The sequence below is a fragment of the Bradyrhizobium sp. USDA 4501 genome (assembly GCF_054062115.1).
The window spans coordinates 7,045,607-7,068,180 of record NZ_JBSSEX010000001.1 but is presented as its reverse complement, the minus strand read 5'-3'; the positions used below and the strand labels follow the sequence as shown (position 1 = coordinate 7,068,180).

25 protein-coding genes and 1 pseudogene are annotated in these 22,574 nt (G+C 64.6%); 11 read left to right on the top strand and 15 right to left on the bottom strand.

Annotated features, from left to right (window positions below; translation table 11 throughout):
- Positions 1 to 29: 29 nt before the first annotated feature.
- From ACVWZM_RS32555 to ACVWZM_RS32515, 9 genes are all read right to left on the bottom strand, one after another.
- Complete coding sequence (locus ACVWZM_RS32555; protein WP_057015076.1) at positions 30 to 971, bottom strand: polyphosphate kinase 2 family protein; 942 nt, start codon at positions 969 to 971, stop codon at positions 30 to 32.
- Complete coding sequence (locus tag ACVWZM_RS32550; protein ID WP_456855586.1) at positions 937 to 1,947, bottom strand: branched-chain amino acid ABC transporter permease; 1,011 nt, start codon at positions 1,945 to 1,947, stop codon at positions 937 to 939. Before ACVWZM_RS32550 ends, ACVWZM_RS32555 begins: the two co-directional genes overlap by 35 nt.
- Positions 1,944 to 2,825 (bottom strand): branched-chain amino acid ABC transporter permease, encoded by an 882-nt coding sequence (locus ACVWZM_RS32545; RefSeq protein WP_057015074.1) that lies wholly within the window; start codon positions 2,823 to 2,825, stop codon positions 1,944 to 1,946. The genes ACVWZM_RS32550 and ACVWZM_RS32545 overlap by 4 nt, the downstream gene beginning before the upstream one ends.
- A gap of 232 nt (positions 2,826 to 3,057) precedes the next feature.
- On the bottom strand, positions 3,058 to 3,762 hold the full coding sequence (locus ACVWZM_RS32540) for an ABC transporter ATP-binding protein (RefSeq protein ID WP_092090331.1): 705 nt from the start codon (positions 3,760 to 3,762) through the stop codon (positions 3,058 to 3,060).
- 4 nt (positions 3,763 to 3,766) lie between these two features.
- The gene (locus ACVWZM_RS32535) at positions 3,767 to 4,540 is read right to left on the bottom strand and encodes an ABC transporter ATP-binding protein (protein WP_050385458.1); all 774 of its coding nucleotides are present in this window, start codon (positions 4,538 to 4,540) and stop codon (positions 3,767 to 3,769) included.
- A gap of 22 nt (positions 4,541 to 4,562) precedes the next feature.
- The gene (locus ACVWZM_RS32530) at positions 4,563 to 5,873 is read right to left on the bottom strand and encodes an ABC transporter substrate-binding protein (RefSeq protein ID WP_076824302.1); all 1,311 of its coding nucleotides are present in this window, start codon (positions 5,871 to 5,873) and stop codon (positions 4,563 to 4,565) included.
- A 176-nt stretch (positions 5,874 to 6,049) separates the two neighbouring features.
- Complete coding sequence (locus ACVWZM_RS32525) at positions 6,050 to 6,814, bottom strand: substrate-binding domain-containing protein (protein ID WP_456855585.1); 765 nt, start codon at positions 6,812 to 6,814, stop codon at positions 6,050 to 6,052.
- A 15-nt stretch (positions 6,815 to 6,829) separates the two neighbouring features.
- Positions 6,830 to 7,531 (bottom strand): NUDIX hydrolase, encoded by a 702-nt coding sequence (locus ACVWZM_RS32520; RefSeq protein WP_456855584.1) that lies wholly within the window; start codon positions 7,529 to 7,531, stop codon positions 6,830 to 6,832.
- Between the two features lie 12 nt (positions 7,532 to 7,543).
- Positions 7,544 to 8,569 (bottom strand): ABC transporter substrate-binding protein, encoded by a 1,026-nt coding sequence (locus tag ACVWZM_RS32515; protein ID WP_057015070.1) that lies wholly within the window; start codon positions 8,567 to 8,569, stop codon positions 7,544 to 7,546.
- Between the two features lie 182 nt (positions 8,570 to 8,751).
- Between ACVWZM_RS32515 and ACVWZM_RS32510 the strand changes: the two genes are divergently transcribed.
- Together ACVWZM_RS32510 and ACVWZM_RS32505 are read left to right on the top strand one after the other, a co-directional pair.
- Positions 8,752 to 9,201 carry a cupin domain-containing protein gene (locus ACVWZM_RS32510; RefSeq protein WP_253589658.1) on the top strand — a complete coding sequence of 150 codons (450 nt, stop codon included), beginning with the start codon at positions 8,752 to 8,754 and terminating at the stop codon, positions 9,199 to 9,201.
- Between the two features lie 220 nt (positions 9,202 to 9,421).
- On the top strand, positions 9,422 to 10,747 hold the full coding sequence (locus ACVWZM_RS32505; RefSeq protein WP_057015068.1) for a 4Fe-4S binding protein: 1,326 nt from the start codon (positions 9,422 to 9,424) through the stop codon (positions 10,745 to 10,747).
- Positions 10,748 to 10,819: 72 nt separating this feature from the next.
- Here the strand turns inward: ACVWZM_RS32505 and ACVWZM_RS32500 are convergent, their stop codons facing one another.
- Positions 10,820 to 11,704: an SDR family oxidoreductase gene (locus ACVWZM_RS32500; RefSeq protein WP_253589656.1), complete on the bottom strand. Its 885-nt coding sequence runs from the start codon at positions 11,702 to 11,704 to the stop codon at positions 10,820 to 10,822.
- 92 nt (positions 11,705 to 11,796) lie between these two features.
- Here ACVWZM_RS32500 and ACVWZM_RS32495 point away from each other — a divergent pair, with 92 nt between their 5' ends.
- Positions 11,797 to 12,630: a helix-turn-helix transcriptional regulator gene (locus ACVWZM_RS32495; RefSeq protein WP_253589655.1), complete on the top strand. Its 834-nt coding sequence runs from the start codon at positions 11,797 to 11,799 to the stop codon at positions 12,628 to 12,630.
- Here the strand turns inward: ACVWZM_RS32495 and ACVWZM_RS32490 are convergent.
- The 3 genes from ACVWZM_RS32490 to ACVWZM_RS32480 are packed head-to-tail and all read right to left on the bottom strand — an operon-like array spanning position 12,627 to position 14,429.
- The gene (locus tag ACVWZM_RS32490; RefSeq protein WP_057015065.1) at positions 12,627 to 13,412 is read right to left on the bottom strand and encodes an ABC transporter permease; all 786 of its coding nucleotides are present in this window, start codon (positions 13,410 to 13,412) and stop codon (positions 12,627 to 12,629) included. The two genes, ACVWZM_RS32495 and ACVWZM_RS32490, sit on opposite strands and share 4 nt — an antisense overlap.
- Positions 13,412 to 14,227, bottom strand: coding sequence for an ABC transporter ATP-binding protein (locus ACVWZM_RS32485; RefSeq protein WP_057015064.1), 816 nt, complete (start codon positions 14,225 to 14,227; stop codon positions 13,412 to 13,414). The genes ACVWZM_RS32490 and ACVWZM_RS32485 overlap by 1 nt, the downstream gene beginning before the upstream one ends.
- A 34-nt stretch (positions 14,228 to 14,261) precedes the next feature.
- A complete protein-coding gene (locus ACVWZM_RS32480; protein WP_168857129.1) occupies positions 14,262 to 14,429 on the bottom strand; it encodes a hypothetical protein in 168 nt (55 codons plus the stop codon).
- Here ACVWZM_RS32480 and ACVWZM_RS32475 point away from each other — a divergent pair.
- A complete protein-coding gene (locus tag ACVWZM_RS32475) occupies positions 14,428 to 15,351 on the top strand; it encodes a ketopantoate reductase family protein (protein ID WP_456855583.1) in 924 nt (307 codons plus the stop codon). The genes ACVWZM_RS32480 and ACVWZM_RS32475 overlap by 2 nt on opposite strands.
- Here ACVWZM_RS32475 and ACVWZM_RS32470 read toward each other — a convergent pair.
- Positions 15,327 to 16,124 (bottom strand): IclR family transcriptional regulator, encoded by a 798-nt coding sequence (locus ACVWZM_RS32470; RefSeq protein ID WP_057015063.1) that lies wholly within the window; start codon positions 16,122 to 16,124, stop codon positions 15,327 to 15,329. The genes ACVWZM_RS32475 and ACVWZM_RS32470 overlap by 25 nt on opposite strands.
- Positions 16,125 to 16,255: 131 nt before the next feature.
- Between ACVWZM_RS32470 and ACVWZM_RS32465 the strand changes: the two genes are divergently transcribed.
- Genes ACVWZM_RS32465 through ACVWZM_RS32435 form a run of 7 tightly spaced genes read left to right on the top strand, consistent with a single transcriptional unit; the run spans position 16,256 to position 22,178 of the window.
- Positions 16,256 to 17,491: an ABC transporter substrate-binding protein gene (locus ACVWZM_RS32465; RefSeq protein WP_456855582.1), complete on the top strand. Its 1,236-nt coding sequence runs from the start codon at positions 16,256 to 16,258 to the stop codon at positions 17,489 to 17,491.
- Positions 17,492 to 17,548: 57 nt separating this feature from the next.
- The gene (locus tag ACVWZM_RS32460; RefSeq protein ID WP_456855581.1) at positions 17,549 to 18,898 is read left to right on the top strand and encodes an aromatic ring-hydroxylating oxygenase subunit alpha; all 1,350 of its coding nucleotides are present in this window, start codon (positions 17,549 to 17,551) and stop codon (positions 18,896 to 18,898) included.
- On the top strand, positions 18,895 to 19,701 hold the full coding sequence (locus ACVWZM_RS32455) for an SDR family NAD(P)-dependent oxidoreductase (protein WP_076824289.1): 807 nt from the start codon (positions 18,895 to 18,897) through the stop codon (positions 19,699 to 19,701). Before ACVWZM_RS32460 ends, ACVWZM_RS32455 begins: the two co-directional genes overlap by 4 nt.
- Positions 19,702 to 19,733: 32 nt before the next feature.
- The gene (locus tag ACVWZM_RS32450) at positions 19,734 to 20,327 is read left to right on the top strand and encodes a 3-phenylpropionate/cinnamic acid dioxygenase subunit beta (RefSeq protein ID WP_156436025.1); all 594 of its coding nucleotides are present in this window, start codon (positions 19,734 to 19,736) and stop codon (positions 20,325 to 20,327) included.
- 39 nt (positions 20,328 to 20,366) lie between these two features.
- Entirely contained in the window at positions 20,367 to 20,549 is a 183-nt protein-coding gene (locus ACVWZM_RS32445; protein ID WP_168857183.1) for an SH3 domain-containing protein, read from the top strand.
- A 23-nt stretch (positions 20,550 to 20,572) separates the two neighbouring features.
- Complete coding sequence (locus ACVWZM_RS32440) at positions 20,573 to 20,968, top strand: hypothetical protein (RefSeq protein WP_168857155.1); 396 nt, start codon at positions 20,573 to 20,575, stop codon at positions 20,966 to 20,968.
- Positions 20,969 to 20,978: 10 nt separating this feature from the next.
- Complete coding sequence (locus ACVWZM_RS32435) at positions 20,979 to 22,178, top strand: FAD-dependent monooxygenase (protein ID WP_168857156.1); 1,200 nt, start codon at positions 20,979 to 20,981, stop codon at positions 22,176 to 22,178.
- 24 nt (positions 22,179 to 22,202) lie between these two features.
- Here ACVWZM_RS32435 and ACVWZM_RS32430 read toward each other — a convergent pair.
- Positions 22,203 to 22,477 (bottom strand): annotated as a pseudogene (locus ACVWZM_RS32430) (DUF3551 domain-containing protein).
- Positions 22,478 to 22,574 lie beyond the last annotated feature (97 nt).

Genomic DNA, 22,574 nt, shown 5'->3' with positions numbered 1-22,574 from the left:
CCGCATGCGACAAACATGGGACGCGGCGCCTACTTCTTTGCAGACGTCTTCTCGCCCGCCCCGCCCTTGCCTTCCGCCTCCAGCGCCGCGCGGACGCGCTTGAATTCGCTCAAGTCGGCCTTGTCGACTTCGGGGAATTTCAGGTCGAGCCCGTCGAGGGCGTTGACGATGGTCGAGCCGATCACGACGCGGGCGAACCATTTGTGGTCGGCCGGCACGATGTGCCAGGGCGCCTCTTTGGTTGCGGTGTGATGGATCATGTCCTGATAAGCGGCCTGATATTTGGCCCACAGCTTGCGCTCGGCGACGTCGGCCATCGAGAACTTCCAGTTCTTGGCCGGCTCCTCGAGCCGGTCGAGGAAACGCTGGCGCTGCTCCTCCTTGGAGACGTTGAGGAAGAATTTCAGGATCACGGTGCCGTTGCGCGACAGATAGCGCTCGATCGACGCAATGTCCTCGAAGCGTTCGCGCCAGATGTTCTTGGTCACCAGCTTCTTCGGGATCTTCTGCTTGTCGAGCACTTCCGGATGCACCCGCACCACCAGGCACTCCTCGTAATAGGAGCGGTTGAAGATGCCGATGCGGCCGCGCTCCGGCAGCGCGATCATGGCGCGCCACATGAAGTCGTGGTCGAGCTCCCTGGTCGAAGGCTGCTTGAAGGAGGAAACCTCGCAGCCCTGCGGATTGACGCCCTCGAACACGCTCTTGATCGCGGAATCCTTGCCGGCGGCATCCATGCCCTGGAAGATCAGCAGCAGCGACCAGCGGTCCTGGGCGTAGAGCTTCTCCTGGAAGTCGTTGAGCCGCTTGCGGTTGGCCTCGATGATCTTGCCGCCGGCGTCCTTGTCGATGCCGCCCTTCTCGGCGGTCGGATACGATTTGAGGTGAAATTCGCCCGACCCGTCGAAGCGGAACGGCGCGACGAAGGGCTTCAGTTCATCGGCGAGCGATGGGGACGGTTTGTTGCTCATGGCTTCTCGACGGCTTGCGCGGCGATTTGATCCGGTCGATCACGCTACCAAGAATGCCCTTGGGCAGGAAGATGATGAACAACACCAGCAGTACGCCATAGACCAGATTGTCCCAGCCGACCGCCTTGGTGCCGAAAGAGATGCGCAACACCTCGGCCAGCACGATGGTGATGACGGCGCCGACCGTCGGTCCCAGCGCGACATAGACGCCGCCCACGATCGCCGCGAACACCATCTGCAGGGAGACCGCGATGCCGCTCACCGTGTCGGGCGAGATGAACATCTGGTACTGGCAGTAGAGCGCGCCCGACAGCGCGGTCATCAGCGCGCTGATCAGGGTGATCTTGAGCTTCTCGGCGGTGACGTTGACGCCCGCGGCGGCGGCGGCATCCTCGTCTTCCGAGATCGCCTCCATGGCATGGCGGATCATGCTGCGATCGATCGCGCGCCAGATCACGAGGCCTGTGATCCAGACCGCGAGCGCGATCAGATACCAGGTGGTCTTGTCGTCGAATTGCAGCGCGAGCAGCCCCTTGCCGCTCGGGGCGCGCCGCGGGGTGTAGCCGAGCGAGCCGCCGGTATAGTCGCGGGTCGCGGTGATGACCTGCAGCACGATGCCCGACAGCGCCAGCGTCACCAGCACGAAATAATGCCCGGTGATGCGGAAGCGGAAGCAGGGATAGGCGACGACGAGCGCGAGCACGCCGGCGGTTGCCATGCTGAGGGGAATGCCGATCCAGGGCGACACGCCGAGATGGTTCCACAGCAGCGCGGTGACATAGGCACCGATGCCCATGAAGCCGCCATGGCCGAGCGAGACCAGGCCGAAGCGCCCCATGATCGACCACGAGGTGTAGGCGAACGACCAGATCAGGATCAGCACCAGCACGTGCAGATGATAGGGATCGCGATGCACGAAGGGCACCGCGACGAGCGCGATCAGCGCGATGATCCAGCCGGCGGCTTGCCTGTTCACGAGCGCCTCGCCAGGAGGCCCGCGGGCCGGATGAACATCATGACGATGAAGAAGGCAAAGGCCAGCACGTAACCCCATTCGAGATCGGAGAACAGGCCGCCGAGCGAGATGATCTCGGCGAACACGAAGGCGGCGATGAAGCCGCCGATGAAATTGCCGAGCCCGCCGAGCACGCAGATCAGGAAGGTGATCGGCCCGAACGACAGGCCGACGAACGGATGCACGTCATATTGCAGCACCAGGAGGCAGGCGGCGAGGCCGGCGAGCCCACCGCCGATCGCCGAGGTGACGAGATAGATGCGCTTGGGATCGACGCCCATCAGCGGCATGATCTGGCGGTCCTGCGCGATGGCGCGGATCGCGGTGCCGGTGAAGGTGCGGGTCAGGAACAGATAGACGCCGATCATGCCGAGCAGCGCGGCAGCGAACGACAGCAATCGCGCGTAGCTGAAATTCATCTCGCCGAGCGCGAGCACCGGCAGGCGGATGCCGAGATTGCGGAAGTCGATGCCGAAGGCGACGGTGGCAAAGCTCTGCAGGATGAACAGCACGCCGCCGGTGGCGAGCAGCTGGTTGATCGGCGGCGCGGTCAGGAGCGGGGCGATCACGAAGAAATGCAGCGCGGCGCCGAGTAGCGCCACCAGCAGGATCACCAGCGGCGCGGCGGCCCAGTATGGCAGGCCGTAGTACTGCACGAGATAGTACATGCCGTACATGCCGATCATGACGAGTTCGGCGTAGCAGATCCAGGTGACGTCGATGACGCCGAAGATCAGGTTGAGCCCGAGCGCAAGCAGCGCCAGCACGCCGCCGAGCAGGATGCCGTTGATGACGGCCTCCAGCAGGTAGATGTCGAAGATGTCGAGGAAGGATTGCATGGTGGCTCTGCCTTAGACCGAGGCGTGGTCATCTGGCCGAACTCGAACTAGCGCAACCGTCATCCTGAGGTGCGAGCGGAGCGAGCCTCGAAGGATGCACGGCCCGTCTGTGGCCGATTCATCCTTCGAGGCGCGCAAGAGCGCGCACCTCCCGAGCGAACGCAAACGCGTTCGTCCGGGGATGGCGGGGAAATATGTGAGTGCGCTTGCTCGATTCACGATCATTACCCCCTCACACCCCGAGATACGCCTGCTTGATGGTGTCGCTCGCCGCGAGCTCCGCCGCTGACCCGGCGGCGCGGATGCTGCCGGCTTCCAGCAGATAGGCGCGGTCGACCACGCGCAGCACCTGCTGCACGTTCTGCTCGACGATCAGGACCGTCAGCCCGCTTGAGCGGATGCGCTTGACGAGCTCGAACACCTGCTGCACCACGACCGGCGCGAGGCCGGCCGACGGCTCGTCGAGCAGCAGCAGTTTCGGGTTCGACATCAGCGCACGGCCGATCGCGCACATCTGCTGCTCGCCGCCCGACATCGTGCCGGCCATCTGGTGCTGGCGCTCCTTCATGCGCGGAAACAGCTCGAACACGAACTCCAGCCGCTCGGCGTAATGCGCGCGGGCACCGGGCATGTAGGCGCCCATCTTCAGGTTGTCGGCGACGGTGAGCCGGGGAAACAACCGGCGATTTTCCGGCACATGCGCGATCCCGAGGCTGACGATGCGATGCGGAGGTGTCGCGATGACGTTCACGCCTTCCATCGCGATCGTGCCCCTGATCGGGCGGATCAACCCTGAGATCACCCGCATCAGGGTGGTCTTGCCGGCGCCGTTCGGGCCGATCACGCCGACCGCTTCGCCCGCCTTGACGTCGAGACTGACGTCGAACAGCGCCTGGAAGCTGCCATAGCCCGCGTCGATCGATTTCAATTCCAGCATGCGCTCACGCCCCGATCCGGCGCCGCGCCTGGGCTGCGGCCGCGGCTGCGAGGCTCGCATCCGCATCGGTGCCGAGATAGACCTCGATCACTCTTGCGTCGCCGGCGACATCGGCCGGCAGGCCCTCGGCGATCTTCTCGCCGTGATCGAGCACCATCACGCGATCGACCACGCGCATCAATACGCCCATGATGTGCTCGACCCAGATGATGGTGATGCCGAGCTCGTCGCGGATCCGGCGCAGCATGTCGGCGGCCTGGTCCATCTCGGCCTCGTCAAGGCCGCCAAGGCTCTCATCCGCGAGCAACAGCTTCGGGCCGGTGGCGAGCGCCTTGGCGAGCTCGAGCTTCTTCAACCCGGCGGCGCCCAGGCCCTCGACGCTGGCGTGACGATCGGTCGGCAGCCCGACCATCGCGAGCGCCCGCTCGGCCGCCTCCTCGGCCTTGCCGCGGCTGTGGCGGCCCTGGCCGTAGAAGCCGGCGAGCACGACGTTCTCGAAGATGCTGAGGCGATGGAACGGCCGCGGGATCTGGAAGGTTCGGCCGATGCCACGGTTGATGATCCGGTGCGGGGCGAGCCCCGCGATCTCGTGGCCGTCGAACAGGATCGAGCCGGAGGTCGGCGGCAAGGTGCCCGACAGCATGTTGAAGATCGTGCTCTTGCCGGAGCCGTTCGGGCCGATCAGGCCGAGGATCTCGCCCTGCTCGACGCGGAACGACACGTTGTTGACGGCACGAAAGCCGCCAAACCGCTTGACCAGGCCTTCGACGGCGAGCACGGCAGTTCCCTTCGCGAGCGAGCTATTTGTAGCTGTAGGTGGTGCCGGCCGGCAGCGGCAGCTCGGTCTCGCGCTGCATCTGGCTCTTCGGCCACACCACATAGGATTTGTCGTCGATATATTGCAGCACCACCGGGAACGAGCGCGCGTTCTGCCCGGCATACTGCTCTCCCTCGCCGTAGAACTTCACGCCGTAGCCGAGCATGGTGCCGCCCTCGGGTATGTCGGTGTCGAGCGCGGCCTTGCGCAGCGCATCCGGATCGACGCCGCCATACTTCTTGATCGCGCGCGGCAAGACGTCGTCGAGGAAGACATAGGCGTTGGCCGCGCCGATGCCGACATGGGCGGATCGGATCGGCACGCCGGGCTTCAGCCGGTCAAACTCCTCGCCGACCATCTTGATGACCGGCGGCAGCTTGGGATCCATGTTCTTCTGGTTGGCAAGCCAGATCGAGATCGGGTCGGTGTTAAAGAGATAGTTGGCGTCGGTGCCGAGCCCTTCCTTCAGCTTTTCGTAGACGCCGTAGCCCGCGCCATGGCCGACAATGGCGCCGAACTTCAATCCCTGCTCGCGGGCCTGGCGGAACAGCAGGGTAATGTCCGGATTGTAGCCGGTGTGGAAGATCACGTCGGGCTTGGCGCGCTTCAGCTTGGTCACCAGCGCCGACAGATCGGGCGCGGTCGCCGAATAACCCTCCTTGAGCACGATGTTGAAGCCGGCCTTCTTGGCGCCGGCCTCATTGCCCTTGGAGACGTCGACGCCATAGGCGCCGTCCTCATGGATGATGGCGACGCGGAGATCCTTCGGCTCCTTGCCGAACTTGGACATGGAGTATTGCGCGATGAAGTCGGTCGTCATCATGCCGTACTGGTTGCCGGCGGCCTGCGGACGGAACACGTATTTGTAATTCTTGCCGTCGAACACGCCGGAGGAAATGCAGGTCGTGATCCACATGAACTTCTTCATCTGCTCGACCCGCGCCGACACCGGCACGCATTGCGCCGAGGAGAAGAAGCCCATCACCATGTCGACCTTTTCCTGCTCGAGCAGGCGGACGGCCTCGTTGATCGCGATGTCGGGCTTGCTCTGCGCGTCGGCATAGACGGCCTCGACCTTGTAACCCTCGACGCCGGTCTTGGCGTAATGGTCGAGCATGATCTTGACGCCGGTGTATTGCAGCTCGGAGCCGCCGCCGGCCAGCGGGCCGGTCAAATCGAAGATCACGCCGATCTTGATCTTCTTGTCCTGCGCATGCGCTGCATTGGCCACACCAAGCGCCGCAAGCGCGACAGATAGACCCGCAAGCCAGCGGGCAGCCCTCCTGACCGGCATGAATCCCTCCCCAGAGATTGTGCACTGCATTTTTTGTTGTCGTGCCGCCCTATCACAGGGGGAGCGGCCGATGATGTCAAGCGCGATGGCTGCGTCCGCACCGCGCAGGCTTGCGCAAAGTTTCGGCGGAACGGTGCCGACGCACGGTGCTCGGGCGCGCGCGTGGCAGCGGCAATTTATCCGCGGGGCCGTTCCATGCCGGCCCGTTTGATGGCCGCGAGCAAGATATCGCTGTCCGAGACAAGAAAATCGATCAGGCGCTTGGCGGCTTCCGGCGCTTGCGCGTCGCTGACGATCGCGGCCGTGAAGGTCTGGACCAGCTGGAAATCTGGCGGCAACAAACCGACAACTTCGATGCCGCCCTCCTGAACCAGTTCGCTGGTCGGGCCGATCGAGAGATTTGCCTTGCCTGCTCTCAGCGCTTCGGCCGCTTCGGTTCCGCGCGCCTCGAGGGTGAGCCTGACCGTGTCCGGCAAGTTCAGCCTGGGGAAAACCTTGTCGCGGACGTACTGTCCGCTCGTGCTGCTCGGCGCCACCACCTGGCCGGCGTCGATCAAGGCTTTCCTGAGCGCGACATCATTGCCGATGTCCGGCTTGCGAGAGCCTGCTCGAACCGCCGCGGCCAAAGGTGCCGTCGCCAGTGCGGCTTCCGATCCCGCACGAATTCGGCCGTCTTCGGTCAGACTTCGAAGCCCCTCGCGCGAAAGGATCACCACATCCGCTTTGGTGCCGTTCGCAAGCTGGTGCCTGATCGTCTTCGGACCGGTGCCCTCCGACGCGCCCGATCCGGTCTCCACCCCGATGCCCGTGCTTCGCTCGAATTCAGGCAGCACGTCGCGGTAGACCGTGGCGAAACCACCCGAAATGATGACCTTGATCGTGTTGGGGCCATCGGCGATTGCCGGTGTCGACGCAGCGGCAGCGGTGCCTTGCTCGGTCATTGCGCATTCCTTTGCCTAGGCCGGCAGCTGCGTCTCGATGAATGCGGTGACGAAGCGCGGCATTGCGGGAGTGAGATCGGCGCGGCTGCGCACCAGATGGATGCCCGCAAGCTCGGGATTTGCCTGGCGCGCGAGATTGGCCTCGATCCGCGCCCGCAGCGCGTCACCGGGCATATCGACGCGCAGGATCCGCATCATCGCAAGCGCAGGCCCGGTGTAGATGCAGTGCCAATCGGCGTCGCCGCGGCAATCCGATGGCAACAATCCCGTCTCCTCCTCGAGTTCGCGCATCACGCTTCCGGCGATATCGACCGTGTCGCCCCTGATATCGTCGAGATCGGGCGTCCCTGACGGGAAATAGATGCGGCCGGCATTCGCGGTCTGCTCGCCCATCACCCCGCACACGAAGGCGCCGTCGCTGGCGAGCAGCGCCCCCATGCCGAAACCGTTGAACACCTCGTGGTCCGGAAAGCCCCAGTCGCGCCAAGCGAGGAAGCTCGCGAAATCGGTCTCGAAATAGCTCGCGCTGAGCCGCTCGCCGGCGAAGACCGGATCGCGCCCGAGCAGCACACGGCCGTTCCACAGGTTCGGGGTCAGCCGCTGCTGCTCGGCGAAATGCGCGTCGATCTCGACGCGCCGCTCGTCCGCAAACGGCCAAGGACGCCGCTGCAAGGCAAGGTCGAGCGCGGTGACACGACAAATGAGCGGAGACTGCATATCCGAACGTGTTTACTTCGCGTTTCCGGTCGTCTTCTTGACCTGGTCGACGAACTTGTTGGTGTAGGTCTTGGTGACGTCGATGCCGGCCTTCGCGACATCGGGTGACCCTTCGCTGAACACCGCGAGCACGGCTTCCGCGCCCTTGGGGTCCATCTTGCCGGTCTCGGAATACATCGGGATCGTGTTCTTCAGGGCCGCGAGATACTGCGCCCTGTCCTTGCCGACGAGCTCGTCGGGCATCTTGGCCATGATGTCTTCGGCGCTGTGCGAATGGATCCAGGCCAGCGTCGCCATGATCGCATTGGTCAGCGCCTGCACCTCCTTCTCGTGGCCGTTGACCCAGGCCGCGGTCGAATACAGCGCGCCGCCGGGATATTCGCCGCCGAACACCGCAAGCGTGTCGTGCTGGGTGCGGGTGTCGCTGAGGATCTTGAGGTCCTTGTAGCTGCCCTGCAGCACGGTGACGGCAGGATCGAGCATCACGGCGGCGTCGATCTGGCCCTGCTCCATCGCGGCCACCGCAGTGGCGCCGAGGCCGACGCCGATTACGGCGGTGCCCGTAGGATCGAGGCCGTTCTTCTTCAAGAGATATTTCAGGAAGAAATCGGTCGAGGAGCCCGGCGCGCTGACGCCGACCTTCTTGCCGGCGAGATCCTTGATCGAGTTGATCTCGCCGGTGTGCTTCGGCGACACCACCAGCACGAGGCCGGGATAGCGGTCATAGACCACGAAGGCCTGCAGCTCCTGCTTCTTGGCCGCAAGATTGACGCAGTGGTCGAAATAGCCGGAGACGACGTCGGCGCTGCCGCCGAGCACGGCCTTGAGCGCATCCGAGCCGCCCTTGAGGTCGACCAGTTCGACCGCGAGCCCGGCCTTGTCGTATTCGCCGAGTTGCTTGGCCAGCACGGTGGGCAGATAGCACAGGCAAGCGCCGCCCCCGACCGCGATGGTGATCTTGCTTTGCGCCGCGGCAAGGCCCGTGGACAGGGTCAGCGCCAGCAGCATTCCGGCAAGCTTGCCAAGCAGTTTGTTCATGACGTCCTCCGTTCGACTGGCCGGCAAGATAGAGGAGCCGGCAGGCCTTGAGAAGGCGACTTTCCGACAGTTGGTCAAGCCTGCGGGGGCGGCATAGCATCGCGGATACAAGAAAACGCAGAAGAAGCGCCAAAACCATAAGCACCAAGAATACTTCAAGGGAAACATCAAGGGAGGTCTTCATGAATCGTATTGCAACCGCGCTGTCGATCGCTACCGCCTTTGCCGCGGGCTGTGGCATCACCCATTTGCTGCGGCCGGCGCTCGCCGCCGAAAACATCACGGCGCGGGTCATCCACACCGGCGAGATGGAGGGCGACAAGCTCGGCGACGCCAACAAGGTCGGCTTCCGTTCCAAGATGTTCGTCTCCGCCGACGGCGCCACCGTCTCTATCCAGGACGGCAATGTGCCGAAGCACATGCATCCCAACACCAACGAGATGCAGTTCGTCCTCGAAGGCACCGGCACGGTCTGGCTCGGCGACAAGGAAGTGACGGTGAAGCCGGGCGACCTGATCGTGATCCCGAAGGGCACGCCGCATGGCGGCACCAAGCCGAACGGCCGCGCCATCAAGGCCATCGCGATCAAGACGCCGCCGCAGGCGCCGGATGATACCAAGCTGCTGGATTGATTACGGCCATCCTCAACGTCATTGCGAGCGAAGCGAAGGCAATCCATCTCTCCGGATAGGCGGACCCATGGATTGCTTCGTCGCTTCGTTCCTCGCAATGACGAAAGTCGCGCGCGCGCCAGCGCCGGTTCCATGACATGACACTTGACAGATAATTCACTTGCCTCAAGTTCGTTCGCTCCATAGTATTACGATCGTCATTTAATAGAAAGCTAGACCCATGAGCCTGGACGATCACCCCACGGTCAGGGCTGTGCGCGCTCGCAGCAGCGAACCGGTCCGCGACGTCCCGGTTTCATCGGAACTGATCAAGGACATCGCGCGCAGATGCGGAGCCGATGATGTCGGCATCATCGAGTTCGAACGGGCCGCCATCGCGCCGCAGCGGGACTTCATTCGCAAGGTCTATGGCCGGACGCGCTCCCTGCTCGCGATCGTCTGCCACATGAACCGCGAGCCGGTGCGCTCGCCCTCGCGCTCGGTCGCCAACGAGGAATTCCACAGCACCTACGATCACGTCAACGAAACCGCGCGTGCCATCGTTCGCGCGCTCGACGAGCACGGCATCCCGGCCTGCAACTCGGTTGCCGCGTTCCCGATGGAGATGGACCTGCCCAGGATCATGATGGTCCAGCACAAGCCGATCGCGGTGGAAGCCGGTCTCGGCCGCATGGGAATCCATCGCAGCGTCATCCACCCGAAATTCGGCAGCTTCGTCCTGCTCGGCACCATCCTGCTCGGATGCGAGGTCGACGCGCATGACCACCCGATCGACTACAATCCCTGCCTGGAGTGCAAACTGTGCGTCGCGGCCTGCCCGGTCGGCGCCATCAAGCCGGACGGCGGCTTCGATTTCCTGTCCTGCCACACCCACAACTATCACGACTTTCTCGGCAACTTCTCGCAGTGGGTGGAGAAGGTCGCGGATGCAAAGGACGCAAGGGATTATCGCGCCCGCGTTCCCCGCACCGAGACGCTAAACATCTGGCAATCGCTGTCGTTCAAGCCTGGCTACAAGGCGGCCTATTGCATTTCGGCCTGCCCGGCCGGCGAAGACGTGATCGGCCCCTTCCTCCACGATCGCGACGCCCACTTCTCCGATGTGGTGCAGCCGCTGATCGACAAGGACGAGTTCGTCTACGTGATCCCGGATACCGACGCCGAGGACACGGTGACGCGGCGCTTTCCGCACAAAAAGCTTCAGCATGTCACGTCTGGCCGCCATACCGGCAGCCTGCAGGCCTATATCTTTTCGCTCTCGCTCGGATTTCAGCGCGGCAGGGCCCGAGGTCTGGATTTCGTGACGCATCTGCGCTTCACCGGCACGAGCGCGCTGGACATGACCGTTGCGATCAAGGGCAAGGATCTCCAGGTCGTGCCGGGACGGCATGTCGGAGAGGCGGCTCTGACCATCACCGCCGATACCCAGGCCTGGCTGCGCGTGCAGAACCGCGACCTCGAACTGGCCGACGCGATTGCCGCGAAGCTGGTGAGCTACAGCGACGAAGCATTGTTCGCCGCCTACATGCGGTGCTTCCCGCTCTGAGCCGCAGCGTAGATGCGTAGGGTGGCTTACGCCTTCGGCTATCCCACCCTACGCATCCTACTGCGCTGCTTCTTACTGCGCGGAATCGATCAGCTGTTCGAGATCGGCAATCAATCCCGGCCCGGTCGGCTGCCATCCAAGCTTCCTGCGCGTCTGCTCGCTGGAAGCCGCGATGTCGTATGCCGCGAACGTGCCGAGCCAGCCAAAGAAGGCCTGCGCCTCTTGCGGGGCGATGGATTTGACCGGCAGCTTCAGCCGCCGTCCGATCGTTTCGGCAATATCGCGCATCGAGACCCCCTCTTCCGCGACGGCGTGATACCTTGCGTTCGGCTCAGCCTTTTCGATGGCCAGCCGGTAGAGACGCGCCACGTCGAGAACATGCGCCGCCGGCCAGCGATTTTGCCCATCGCCGAGATAGGCGCACGCGCCCTTTTCGCGGTACACCGCGATCAAGGGGGTGATGAGACCCTGCCTGACAGGATCGTGAACCTGGGGAAGACGCATGGCCGACGCGCGGACGCCGTTCAGCGACAGGGCCGTCTGTTCCGACACGCGGGGGAATGGGAAATCCGGCGATATCGTTTGGTCCTCAGTCGCGATCTGGCCGGGCTTGGCCAATCCCGCCAAGCCTCCGGTTACGATCAATGGCCTGTCCGATCCAGCCAGAACAGAGCCCAAGGCTTCGATGGCGCGGCGGTCGATCTCGCAACTCTTCGCGAAATTAGACCAGTCGTGAACGAAGCCCAGGTGAATGACAGCATCCGAAGCGCTTGCCCCCTTGCGTAAGCTATCAAGGTCCTCGAGCGAGCCGCGAAGAACCTCCGCGCCAATGGCAGAGATCGCGTTCGCCCCCTCGTCCGAACGGGCCACACCAAGAACCTGATGTCCGGCGGCGATCAGGTCCTTGACGACGGGCGTGCCGATGAATCCGGTGGCACCAGTGACGAACACACGCATGAGGAAGTCTCCAGGTTTCGTTGGAGACAAATCTGGCCCTGCGCGCTATCCTGTTAAAGTAGTGACCTTATCATGGTATAATAGCTAACAGGATGAGCGAACCGCTCGCGCAAGAGAACCTGCTCGGCGCCTACCTGAAGGACCGCCGCAGCAAGCTCGATCCGGCCGTGTTCGGCTTTCCGCCGGAGCGGCGGCGCACGCCGGGCCTGCGCCGCGAAGAGGTGGCGCAGCGCGCCAACATCAGCGCGACCTGGTACACCTGGCTCGAACAGGGCCGCGGCGGCGCGCCCTCGGCCGATGTGCTCGACCGCATCGCGCGTGCGCTGATGCTGACCGATGTCGAGCGCGAGCATCTGTTCCTGCTCGGCCTCGGCCGCACGCCCGAGGTGCGCTACCAGAAGAGCGAAGGCGTCACCCCCCGGCTGCAGCGCGTGCTCGACGCGCTGGAGCCGCGCCCCGCCGTGATACGCACCGCAACCTGGGATATCGTCGCCTGGAACCGGGCCGCGACCGTCATGCTGACGGACTACGGATCGCTGCCGGCGCGCGAGCGCAACGTGCTGCGCTTCATGTTCCTCGATCCGCGCGTCCGCGCGGCACAACATGACTGGGCCAGCGTGGCGCGCTTCGTGGTCGGCGCCTTCAGGGTGGACGCTGCGCGCGCCGGCGCAGCTGCCGAGGTGCAACCCTTCGTCGACGAGTTGTGCCGGCTCAGCCCGGAATTCGCGGCGCTGTGGCGCGACAATGACGTGCGAGCCCATGGCGAGGGCGTCAAGCAGCTGCGGCACCCGATCCTGGGTCAGGTCAAGTTCGAATATTCGGCGTTCGCGGTCGATGGCCGGCCCGACCTCAGCATGATCGTCTACAATCCGATTGACCCGGAGGTGACGGAGAATATCCGCGGGTTGATCGAGGCAGTACCCTAATCATGCGTCACCGGCGTCGGCCGCCACACCAGCAGCCGATTCTCGACCATCGTCACGCCCATGTCGATCAGGATGACGAAGGCGGACAGCACGAACATGCCCGCGAACACGCCGGCGACGTCGAAGACGCCCTCGGCCTGCTGGATCAGGTAGCCGAGGCCGGCGGCGGAGCCGAGATATTCGCCGACCACCGCGCCGACCACGGCAAAGCCGACCGAGGTGTGCAGCGAGGAGAACATCCAGGACAGCGCCGACGGCCAGTAGACGTGGCGCATCAGCTGCCGCTCGTTCATGCCGAGCATGCGGCCATTGTCGAGCACCGTGGTCGGCACTTCCTTGACGCCCTGGTAGACGTTGAAGAACACGATGAAGAACACCAAGGTCACGCCGAGCGCGACCTTGGACCAGACGCCGAGCCCGAACCACAGCGCGAAGATCGGCGCCAGCACCACGCGCGGCAGCGCGTTGACCATCTTCACATAGGGATCGAACACCGCGGCGACGCGCGGCTGCCGCGCGAACCAGAAGCCGACCAGAATGCCGCCGGCCGAGCCGATCACGAAGGCGAGGATGGATTCCCACAGCGTAATCGCGAGATGCTTCCAGATCACCCCGGTCGAGAACCATTTCACGATTTGGCTGAAGACGTCGAGCGGATTGGAGAAGAAGAACGGCGGCAACAGCACCTTGCCGAACACCGACACGGTGGAGAAGACCTGCCACAGCGCCAGCGTGACGACGGCGACCAGAACCTGCAGGGACAACAGTGTGACGCGCGACATCAGGCAGCTCCCGCCTGCGTCGACTGGACATAACCCTTCATAACCTCGTCCTTCAGCACGCCCCAGATCTCGCGGTGCAGGGCATGGAAATCCTTCTCCATCCGGATCTCGGCGATGTCGCGCGGCCGCGGCAGCGTGATGCGCCAGTCGCCGATGATGCGCGCGGAAGGACCGGCCGACATGATCACGACGCGATCGGCCAGCGCGATCGCCTCCTCGAGATCGTGGGTGACGAACAGCACCGCCTTGCGGTCGGCGCTCCACAATTCCAAGAGCAGATTGCCCATGATCTGCCGGGTCTGGGCGTCCAGCGGACCGAACGGCTCGTCCATCAGGAGGATCTTCGGATCGCGGATCAGGACCTGCGCCAGCGCAACACGCTTGCGCTGGCCGCCCGACAGCATGTGCGGATAGCGATTGGCGAAGGCGCCGAGCCCGACCGAGGTCAGCCATTTCTGCGCGCGCGCGAGCGCCTCGGCGCGCGGCGTGCCTGATATCTCGAGCCCGATCGCGACATTGTCGATCGCGGTCTTCCAGGGGAACAGCGCATCGGCCTGGAACAGGTAGCCGGCATCACGGTTGAGGCCGCTCAGCGGCTTGTCGAAGATCCTTGCTGTTCCGGCCGCGGGCTTGAGCAGCCCAGCCGTGACGTTCAGCAGCGTCGACTTCCCGCATCCGGTCGGACCGACAATGGCGACGAACTCGCCATGATCAACCGAAAGATTGGCCCGTTCGACCGCGGTATAGACGCGTCCATCCGCCAACCGAAACGCCACCGTCGCACTGTCAAGCGCGACCGCCGTCGGCTCCGTCATCGCCACGCATCCCTCCCGAGCTTTCCGAGATGGCTTAGCGGTTCGGGCAGGCAAGTTCAACGCAGGAAGATGGCGTAGCAAACAAGGCTGTGGTCACGCGATTTTCAGACAGGCCGGGGTTGCGCAATTGCGCAACCGGGTTGCGCATTGCGCCGACATCGTCGAGGCTGCAGCCCAAAGCGACGAACAAGGAGACAATCATGCGGATCGCAGTGGTGGGCGCCGGAGGCGTCGGGGGCGGCTTTGGTGCGGCGCTCGCGCATGCCGGCGCCGACGTCACCTTTATCGCGCGCGGCGCTCATTTGGCCGCCATGCGCAGCGAGGGGCTGAAGGTTCAGGGTGGCCGCGGCGAAACCCATCTGGTCCCGACCCAGGCGACCGACGATCCGGCAAGCGTCGGCCCGGTCGATATCGTGCTGTTCTGCGTCAAGCTGTGGGACGTCGAGAGCGCCGGCCAACACATCAGGCCGATGGTCGGCCCCGACACCGCGGTGATCCCGCTGCAGAACGGCATCGACGCGCCCGACAGGCTGGTCCCGATTCTGGGACGCAACGCGGTGATGGGCGGCGTGGCACAGATCTCGGCCTCGATCATCAAGCCTGGCGTCATCAACCAGGTCGGCACCTTCATGCGCATGATCTTCGGTGAGCTCGACGGCCGCATCACGCCGCGCGGCAAGGCGCTGCTCGATCTCTGCCTGAAGGCCGGCTTCGACGAGACCTTGAGCGAGCAGATCAACACCGAGCTCTGGATGAAGTTCGTCGGCCTCGCCACCAATGCCGGCATGACCGCGGTCACCAGGCTGCCGATCGGCAAGCTGCGCGACGATCCCGATTTGCGCCCGCTCTTCGTATCGGCTTGCGAGGAGATCATCGCCATCGCGCACGCCAACGGCATCAGGCTGCCGCCGGATGCGCTGACGAAAGTGCTCGACTTCATCGGACACGCGCCGCCGGCGATGAAGGCCTCGATGGCGCTCGATCTCGAGCGTGGCAACCGGCTCGAACTGCCGTGGCTGAACGGCAAGGTGGTCGAGTTCGGCCGCAAGCTCGGCGTCCCGACGCCGACGCACGACATGCTCTATGCGGTGTTGAAGCCCTATGCGATGGGCGCGCCGTCCTGATAGCCCAGCAGAACCGAAATCTGCCGGCCAGCCTCGCGCACCAGCTTTGAATATTCCAATAGCTTCCGCTCGTCGATGCGCGCGCTCGGTCCGTAGAGGCCGACCGAACCGACCACCTCGCCGCGGTGATCGAAACAAGGCGCGGAGACGGCAACCGCGCCGGCGAAGATCTCGCCATGGCTGGTCGCATAGCCGTTGCGCCGCGCAAAGGTCAGCGCGTCCTCGAGCCGCGCACGGTCCGCGCTCTTTGCAATGCTGGCAAGAAGCGCGGCTTGCCGCTTCGGGTCCATGAAGGCCAGCATCGCCTTGCCGGTCGATCCCTGGATCAGGCTCAGACTGTGGCCGACGCCGCGGCTGATCGAGAGCACGTGACGGCTCTCGCATTCGAGGATGCAGATGCCGCGATCGTCCTGCTCGCGGAACAACGCTGCGGTCTCGCCGGTCGCCTCGCGCAGGCCTTCGACGACCGGGCGCGCGATCGCGACCACCTCGAGACCCTTCAGCCAGACATGGGCCAGCTTCATCACGCCGTGCGACAACCGGAAACGCTGCGGGTCGCCTTCGGCCTGGATCAGGTCGCGCTGCGCCAGCGTCTGCAGCAGGCGATAGAGCGTCGGCCGGCTCAGCCCGACCCGCTTCTGGATCTCGATCACGCTCATCGCCGGCTGATCCGGCGTGAAGCATTGCAGGATCGCGATGGCGCGGTCGACGGCCCGCACGCCTGACGCCCCCTGCTCCGCGTCCAGAACCTCCGCCTTCGGTTTCTTTGCCATCCGTCCACATCCGCAAAATCGGCAGGGGCGCGCTGCATCCAGCGCGCTTGACCAAGCGGCCCGCGCGGATAGTATCGCAAATTATGAGAATAATGTCCACTAGATGGACATGCGAAAAATCGACGGGAGGATTGGAATTGCTGGAGACAAACACCTCGCGCAGATGGGCCGCCGCCGCGATCGCCACGCTGATGCTCACAGCGTCGCTGGCGTACGCCGCACCCGACGGCTCAGGCATCTCGGACGGCGTAGTGCGGATTGCGGTGCTGGGTGACTACGGCAGCGGCCGCGATCTCGGCGGGCCGGGCTCGGTGACCGCCGCCAAGCTTGCCGCTGAGGATTTTCACAACAAGGTGCTGGGCAAGCCGATCGAGATCATCTCGGCGGATCACCAGAACAAGCCGGACGTCGCGGTCGGAATCGCGCGGCAATGGTTCGACGTCGAGCATGTCGACGCGGTGACCGATCTCGCCGTGAGCTCGGTCGGACTCGCCGTCGCCGGCCTTGCAACGCAGAGCAACCGCACCGCGCTGGTCTCGGGCGCCGCGACGTCCGATTTGACCGGCGACAAATGCTCGCCCGTCGTCACGCATTGGGCCGACGACACCTACGCACTGTCGGCCGGCCTGGTCGGCGAGCTGAGCCGCCGCGTCGGCAAGGAATGGTTCTTCGTCGCGGTCGATTACTCGTTCGGCACCGCGATGGTGAAGGACGCCTCGCGCGCGGTGACCGATACGGGCGGCAAGGTGCTCGGCGCGGTGCGCTATCCCTTCAACACCACCGACTTCTCATCCTTTTTGCTGGCCGCGCAGAGCTCCGGCGCCAAGGTGGTGGCGCTGGCCGGCACCGGCGCCGACACCGTCAACGCGGTGAAGCAGACCCACGAATTCGGCCTGCAACAGGGCGGGCAGACCATCGTCGGCATGCTGACCTTCATCTCCGACGTCCATTCGATCGGCCTGCGCGACGCGCAGGGCATGTACATCGCGTCCCAATACTACTGGGATGATGACGACGGCACCCGCGCCTTCGCCAAGCGCTTCATCGAGATCGAGAAGCGTGAACCGACCAAATTGCAGGCCGCGACCTACGCCGCCGTGCGCCACTATCTGAAGGCGATCGAGGCCGGCGGCAGCGACGAGGCGAAGGTGGTTAACGGCGAGATGCGCAAGCTGCCGGTCGATTTCTTCGGCCGCCCCGCGCACATCCGCAAAGACGGCCGCGTCGTCTACGACCTCTCGCTCTACCGCGTGAAGAAGCCGGATGAGAGCAAATATCCCTGGGACTACTACCAGAAGATCGCGGCCATCCCCGGCGACAAGGCCTTCCGCCCCGAGGGAACGGGCGGCTGCAAGCTCGACAAGTAGGACGCACCATTATCGCCGCGACGCGCGGTTGCGCATGCAAGAATCAAGGAGGAGCCGATGCCGCTTCGTAACGATTTCGATCAGCTTGTTGACGTCAAGGGTGGCTTCATCAGCCGCGAGATCTTCGTGGACGCCGATATCTATCGGCAGGAGCTCGACAAGGTCTTCACGCGCGCCTGGCTGCTGGTCGGGCACGAAAGCCTGGTGCCCAATCCCGGCGACTTCTACACCTCGCGGATGGGCGAGGAATCCGTCATCCTCTGCCGCGACAAGAAGGGCGAGATCCACGTCTTTCTCAATTCGTGCCGGCACCGCGGCATGAAGGTGTGCCGCTACGAGCAGGGCAACACGTCGTTGTTCACCTGCCCCTATCATAGCTGGACCTACACCACCGACGGCAAGCTGCAGGGCGTTCCGCTGCACCGGACGCTGTACGACGGGGTGCTCGACCGCGACGCCAACTCGCTGGTCTCGGTGGCGAAGCTCTGCAACTACAAGGGCTCGATCTGGGCGACCTGGGACAAGGACGCGCCCGACTTCATCACCTATCTCGGCGATGCCAAGATCCATCTCGACCAGGCGCTCGACTGCCGCGACGGCCGCGAGGGCGGCTCCGAGGTGATCGGCGTCCACAAATGGGTGTTCCCCGCTAATTGGAAATTCGCCGCCGAGAATTTCCTCGGCGACACCTATCACAACCCGAGTCATCGCTCGGTTGACCTGATCGGCATAGGCCCGAGCGCTGCCGCCGGCAAGAAGGGCCGCCGCGACGACGAGTTGGAGAAGGCGCAGCACGTCTGGATCAGCTTTCCGGAAGGCCATGGCGTGCACAGCGCGATCCAGCCGGAGGCCAATGAATACATCGAGTCCTTCCTCGACAACCCGATCCTCGAAAAATACTTCCGGCACTGTTTCGAGGAACGCAAGCGGCGGCTCGGCGAAGGGGCGCGGCTGCTGCCGTTCGTCGGCACGATCTTCCCCAACACCTCCTATCACGGCCGCCAGCCGCGCGGACTTTGCGCGTGGCATCCGCACAGCCCGACCTCGACCGAAGGCTGGCGCTTCTTCCTGGTCGACAAGGACGCGCCGAAGGAAGCCAAGGAATATCTGCGCCGCTACTACATGCGCTACTCCGGCCCCGCCGGCATGACCGAACAGGACGACATGGAGAACTGGCTCTATGCGACCGCGGCGAGCACCGGCACGGTGGCGCGGCGCTATCCCTTCAACTATCAGCAGTCGATGGGCGCCTACGTCACCGATCATCCGCTCGGCGGCGATGTCTCCACGCAAGTCACCGAGCAGATCGCGCGCGGCTTCTATCGCCGCTGGACCACCTACATGCAGGGCGGCGACTGGCACGAACTGCTCGGATCACCCGCCGGCAACCGGCAGGCCGCAGAATGAGCGCGCCCGCAAAAACCGTCCTCGTCAGCGGGGGCACCTTCGGCATCGGCCGCGCGATCACGCTCGGCCTCGCGCGGCGCGGCCACGCGGTGGTCGCCTTCGGTCTCGAGGCGGCGCAGGTCTCGAGTACCGCGCAGAACGCCATTCCGGCCCTGCGCGACGAGCTTGATCGCGAAGGCCTCTCCGCCGAACTGATGGAAGCCGACGTATCGCGGGCCGGCGATGTCGCCAAGGTGGTCGCCCACACGATGGCGCGGTTCGGGCGCATCGACGGCGTCGTCAACAACGCCGCGATCGGCCCGCTCGGCACAGTGCTCGACACCGACGAGGCGCTGTTCGACCGGATCATCGCCGTCAATCTGAAAGGACCGTATCTGACTAGCCGCGCCGCGATCCCGCACATGATCGCGCAAGGCGGCGGCTCGATCGTCAACATCGGATCCGGCGCCGGCTGGGGCAAGCCGAACATGGCGGTCTACAGCGCGAGCAAGGGCGGCGTTGTCGCGCTGAGCGCAGCGATGGCCTACGACTTCTTCCACCAGCGCATTCGCGTCAACACCGTGATTCCCGGCGGCGGCGGCATCGTCAGCGGCATGAGCCTCGGTCGTGTCGGCGGCGATGCGGCGCGTTTCGGCAAGGGCGCGCCGGGCACCGCCGCGGGCCGCGTCGCCGCCGGTGACGACATCGCCAATGTGGTCGCCTTCCTGCTGTCGCCGGAAGCCGAAACGCTGTCCGGCACCGTGATCGATGTCGGCTGCTTCGCCCAGCAGGGCGGACCGATCCCGCCCAAGCCGGCGCTCTGACAACCCCTGCGATGCCTGATGAGGAGATAGCGATGACGACGACCGTTCAGGATCAGGACCAACAACAACACGCCGGCAACGCCGCGATCGAGCGATCGGCGGCCTACTACCGGCTGAAGGCCGATGTCGAGGATTTCTACTACCACGAGGCCGATTTGCTCGACGACCGGCGCTTCCGCGACTGGCTCGAGCTACTCACCGACGACATCAGCTATTTCATGCCGATCCGCCGCAACGTGAAGTTCGGCCAGCAGGCCGCGCGCGAGAACACCAAACGCGGCGAAGGCATCAGCTGGTTCGACGAGGACAAATGGACATTGACCAAACGGGTCGAGCAGATCCTGACCGGGGTGCACTATGCTGAGGAGCCGCTGTCGCGGATCACGCATATGGTCAGCAATGCGCAGATCAAGGGCGCGCGGCCCGACATCGATGCAGCCCATGAGCTCGATGTCACCAGCCGCTTCCTCGTCTATCAGAACCGCGTCGAGTACGAGACCTACATCTTCGTCGGCCGTCGCAACGACGCGCTACGCCTGACCGACACTGGCTGGAAGATCGCGCGGCGCGAGATATTGCTTGAACAGAATATCCTGCTGGCCAAGAATCTCACGACGTTCTTTTGAGCGGGTCCAAGGATTGCAAGGGTAGCGATGATTGACGTGATGGCGATCAAGGTGGGGACGCGGCTGAAACTGGGGGCCGGCGTCGTCACCGAAGTGGTGGAGAACATGGACGATGGCCAGTGGCTGCAGGTGCGCTATCTGGAGTGCCCTGCCCGGCCCGCCGACGTTGGCATGGTGGAGCTGTGCCACGCCCAGGACGTCATCAAGGTGCTCAGCGAGTAGTCCCAGTCAACGGACCGACGATCATGCTGCGATTTGAATACATGCCGAGCGATTTTCATCCGCTGTTCCTGTTCCTCGGCGAATCTGCCGATCTCGCCGCCCTGGCAATGCTGCTGCGGCGCTTTGCCGAGGACCCGCAGACCATTGCCGTCGCGGAGCGGATTCCCGGCGCCGTCTCGCGCGACGCGCTGGTGCTGGCGCCTGCCGACGACGAATTCGGCATGCGCGATCTCGGCGGCCGCTTTGCCTGGAAACTGACCGATTGGCAGGCGGAGCGGATCGCCGAGCGCATCGAGCTGTTAACCCCTGAGGATAACAAGTCCGGCTCGGAGATCGTCGAGATCGGCAGCGACGGCGAGATCCCGGTCAAGCTGTCGCGCGGCGAATTCACCGACGACTTCCTGATCACGCGCAGATAGCGGAGTTCGCGTGAGTACACACCGCAGGCCAAAGGTCCTGATTGCCGGCGCCGGGATCGGCGGCCTTGTCGCCGGATTGTCGCTGCTGCAGCGTGGCATCGAGGTCGAGATCTTCGAGCAGGCGTCCGAGCTGCGCGAGCTCGGCGCCGGTGTCCAGCTCAGCGCCAACGGCACACGCGTCCTGATCGCGCTCGGGCTTGAGCAAGAGATGCAGGCGATCGCCTGCGAGCCCTCGGGCAAGGAGATCAGGCTGTTCAGCACCGGGCGGACCTGGAAACTGTTCGACCTCGGCGCCTCCTCGCGCGCGATCTATGGCGCGCCCTACTGGATGGTGCATCGCGGCGACTTTCACCGCGTGCTGGTCGACGCATTCACGGTTCGGGCGCCGGGGCGGCTGCATCTTGGCAGCCGCTGCACCGGATTTGACCAGGACGGCGACGGCATCTGGCTGGACTTTGCCAACGGCGAGCGTCGGCGCGGCGACGCCGTGGTCGGCGCCGACGGCGTGCACTCCGAAATTCGCCGGCAGATCGGCGGCGACACCAAACCGTTCTTCTCGGGCGTGGCCGCCTGGCGCGGCCTGGTGCCGATGGAACGGCTACCGGCGAGCCTGCAACGGGACGTCGGCACCAACTGGATCGGCCCGGGCGGCCACGTCATCACCTATCCGGTTCGCCGCGGCGAGCTGTTGAACTTCGTCGGTATTTTCGAGGGTGAGAGCTGGTCGGTCGAATCGTGGACCGAACGCGGCACGCGCGAGGCCTGCAGCAGAGCCTTTGCCGGATGGAATCCGCAGATCCACACCATTATCGCGAACCTCGATATTCCCTACAAATGGGCGCTGCTCGGCCGCGACCCACTCGACCGCTTCGTCGTCGGGCGCGCCTGCCTGCTCGGCGACGCCGCGCACCCGACGCTGCCGTTCCTGGCCCAGGGCGCCAACATGGCGATCGAGGACGGCATGGTGCTGGCGCGCTGTCTTGAAGGCTTCCCGCCCGAGGAAGCGCTGCAGCGCTACCAGACCGCACGGCTGACGCGGACGAACGCGATCGTGGTGAAGTCGGCCGAGAATGCCAGGCGCTTCCATAATCCCGCGCTTGCCGACGCCGAAGGCGCCGACGCCTATGTCTCGCGCGAATGGCAGCCGGACCGGGTGCGCGAGCGCTATGATTGGCTGTTCACCTACGATGCCTTGCGTGTGCCGCTTTGACGGGACGAGTTTCGCGGGCCCGCCTCACTGAACGGGATGGCGTCCGCGGCGCACCTCGGACGTTCCGGCGGTGGTGGCGGAGGAGCGAAGAAGGGATTGACGATGCACATCGCAGAGAGACCCGATGCCGTCGCCTGACACTGCGGGATCGAGGTGTAGCTGCAATCGATGTGGTCTCCGGCCATCGGCCCGTTATAGAGATGCAAACAGACCGGATAGTTCGGATCATAGGCCTGTCCGGCGGCAGGTCGGGCCAGCGCGACCGCGAACGCAGCGATCGCGAAAAGTTTCAGGCGCATCGGATTCTCCTTATTGCTCGGACCGTTTCCTCACAACTGCCGGAGTTAGTCAACCGCACTGGGGACACGACGGCCATACAGTCTTGAGCGACGGCAG

Coding starts and splice junctions, on each gene's coding strand:
- ACVWZM_RS32555 (WP_057015076.1), bottom strand. CDS start 971: ATGAGCAACAAACCGTCCCCATCGCTCGCCGATGAACTGAAGCCCTTC.
- ACVWZM_RS32545 (WP_057015074.1), bottom strand. CDS start 2,825: ATGCAATCCTTCCTCGACATCTTCGACATCTACCTGCTGGAGGCCGTC.
- ACVWZM_RS32540 (WP_092090331.1), bottom strand. CDS start 3,762: ATGCTGGAATTGAAATCGATCGACGCGGGCTATGGCAGCTTCCAGGCG.
- ACVWZM_RS32530 (WP_076824302.1), bottom strand. CDS start 5,873: ATGCCGGTCAGGAGGGCTGCCCGCTGGCTTGCGGGTCTATCTGTCGCG.
- ACVWZM_RS32525 (WP_456855585.1), bottom strand. CDS start 6,814: ATGACCGAGCAAGGCACCGCTGCCGCTGCGTCGACACCGGCAATCGCC.
- ACVWZM_RS32520 (WP_456855584.1), bottom strand. CDS start 7,531: ATGCAGTCTCCGCTCATTTGTCGTGTCACCGCGCTCGACCTTGCCTTG.
- ACVWZM_RS32515 (WP_057015070.1), bottom strand. CDS start 8,569: ATGAACAAACTGCTTGGCAAGCTTGCCGGAATGCTGCTGGCGCTGACC.
- ACVWZM_RS32510 (WP_253589658.1), top strand. CDS start 8,752: ATGAATCGTATTGCAACCGCGCTGTCGATCGCTACCGCCTTTGCCGCG.
- ACVWZM_RS32505 (WP_057015068.1), top strand. CDS start 9,422: ATGAGCCTGGACGATCACCCCACGGTCAGGGCTGTGCGCGCTCGCAGC.
- ACVWZM_RS32500 (WP_253589656.1), bottom strand. CDS start 11,704: ATGCGTGTGTTCGTCACTGGTGCCACCGGATTCATCGGCACGCCCGTC.
- ACVWZM_RS32495 (WP_253589655.1), top strand. CDS start 11,797: ATGAGCGAACCGCTCGCGCAAGAGAACCTGCTCGGCGCCTACCTGAAG.
- ACVWZM_RS32490 (WP_057015065.1), bottom strand. CDS start 13,412: ATGTCGCGCGTCACACTGTTGTCCCTGCAGGTTCTGGTCGCCGTCGTC.
- ACVWZM_RS32485 (WP_057015064.1), bottom strand. CDS start 14,227: ATGACGGAGCCGACGGCGGTCGCGCTTGACAGTGCGACGGTGGCGTTT.
- ACVWZM_RS32475 (WP_456855583.1), top strand. CDS start 14,428: ATGCGGATCGCAGTGGTGGGCGCCGGAGGCGTCGGGGGCGGCTTTGGT.
- ACVWZM_RS32480 (WP_168857129.1), bottom strand. CDS start 14,429: ATGATTGTCTCCTTGTTCGTCGCTTTGGGCTGCAGCCTCGACGATGTC.
- ACVWZM_RS32470 (WP_057015063.1), bottom strand. CDS start 16,124: ATGGCAAAGAAACCGAAGGCGGAGGTTCTGGACGCGGAGCAGGGGGCG.
- ACVWZM_RS32460 (WP_456855581.1), top strand. CDS start 17,549: ATGCCGCTTCGTAACGATTTCGATCAGCTTGTTGACGTCAAGGGTGGC.
- ACVWZM_RS32455 (WP_076824289.1), top strand. CDS start 18,895: ATGAGCGCGCCCGCAAAAACCGTCCTCGTCAGCGGGGGCACCTTCGGC.
- ACVWZM_RS32450 (WP_156436025.1), top strand. CDS start 19,734: ATGACGACGACCGTTCAGGATCAGGACCAACAACAACACGCCGGCAAC.
- ACVWZM_RS32445 (WP_168857183.1), top strand. CDS start 20,367: ATGGCGATCAAGGTGGGGACGCGGCTGAAACTGGGGGCCGGCGTCGTC.
- ACVWZM_RS32440 (WP_168857155.1), top strand. CDS start 20,573: ATGCTGCGATTTGAATACATGCCGAGCGATTTTCATCCGCTGTTCCTG.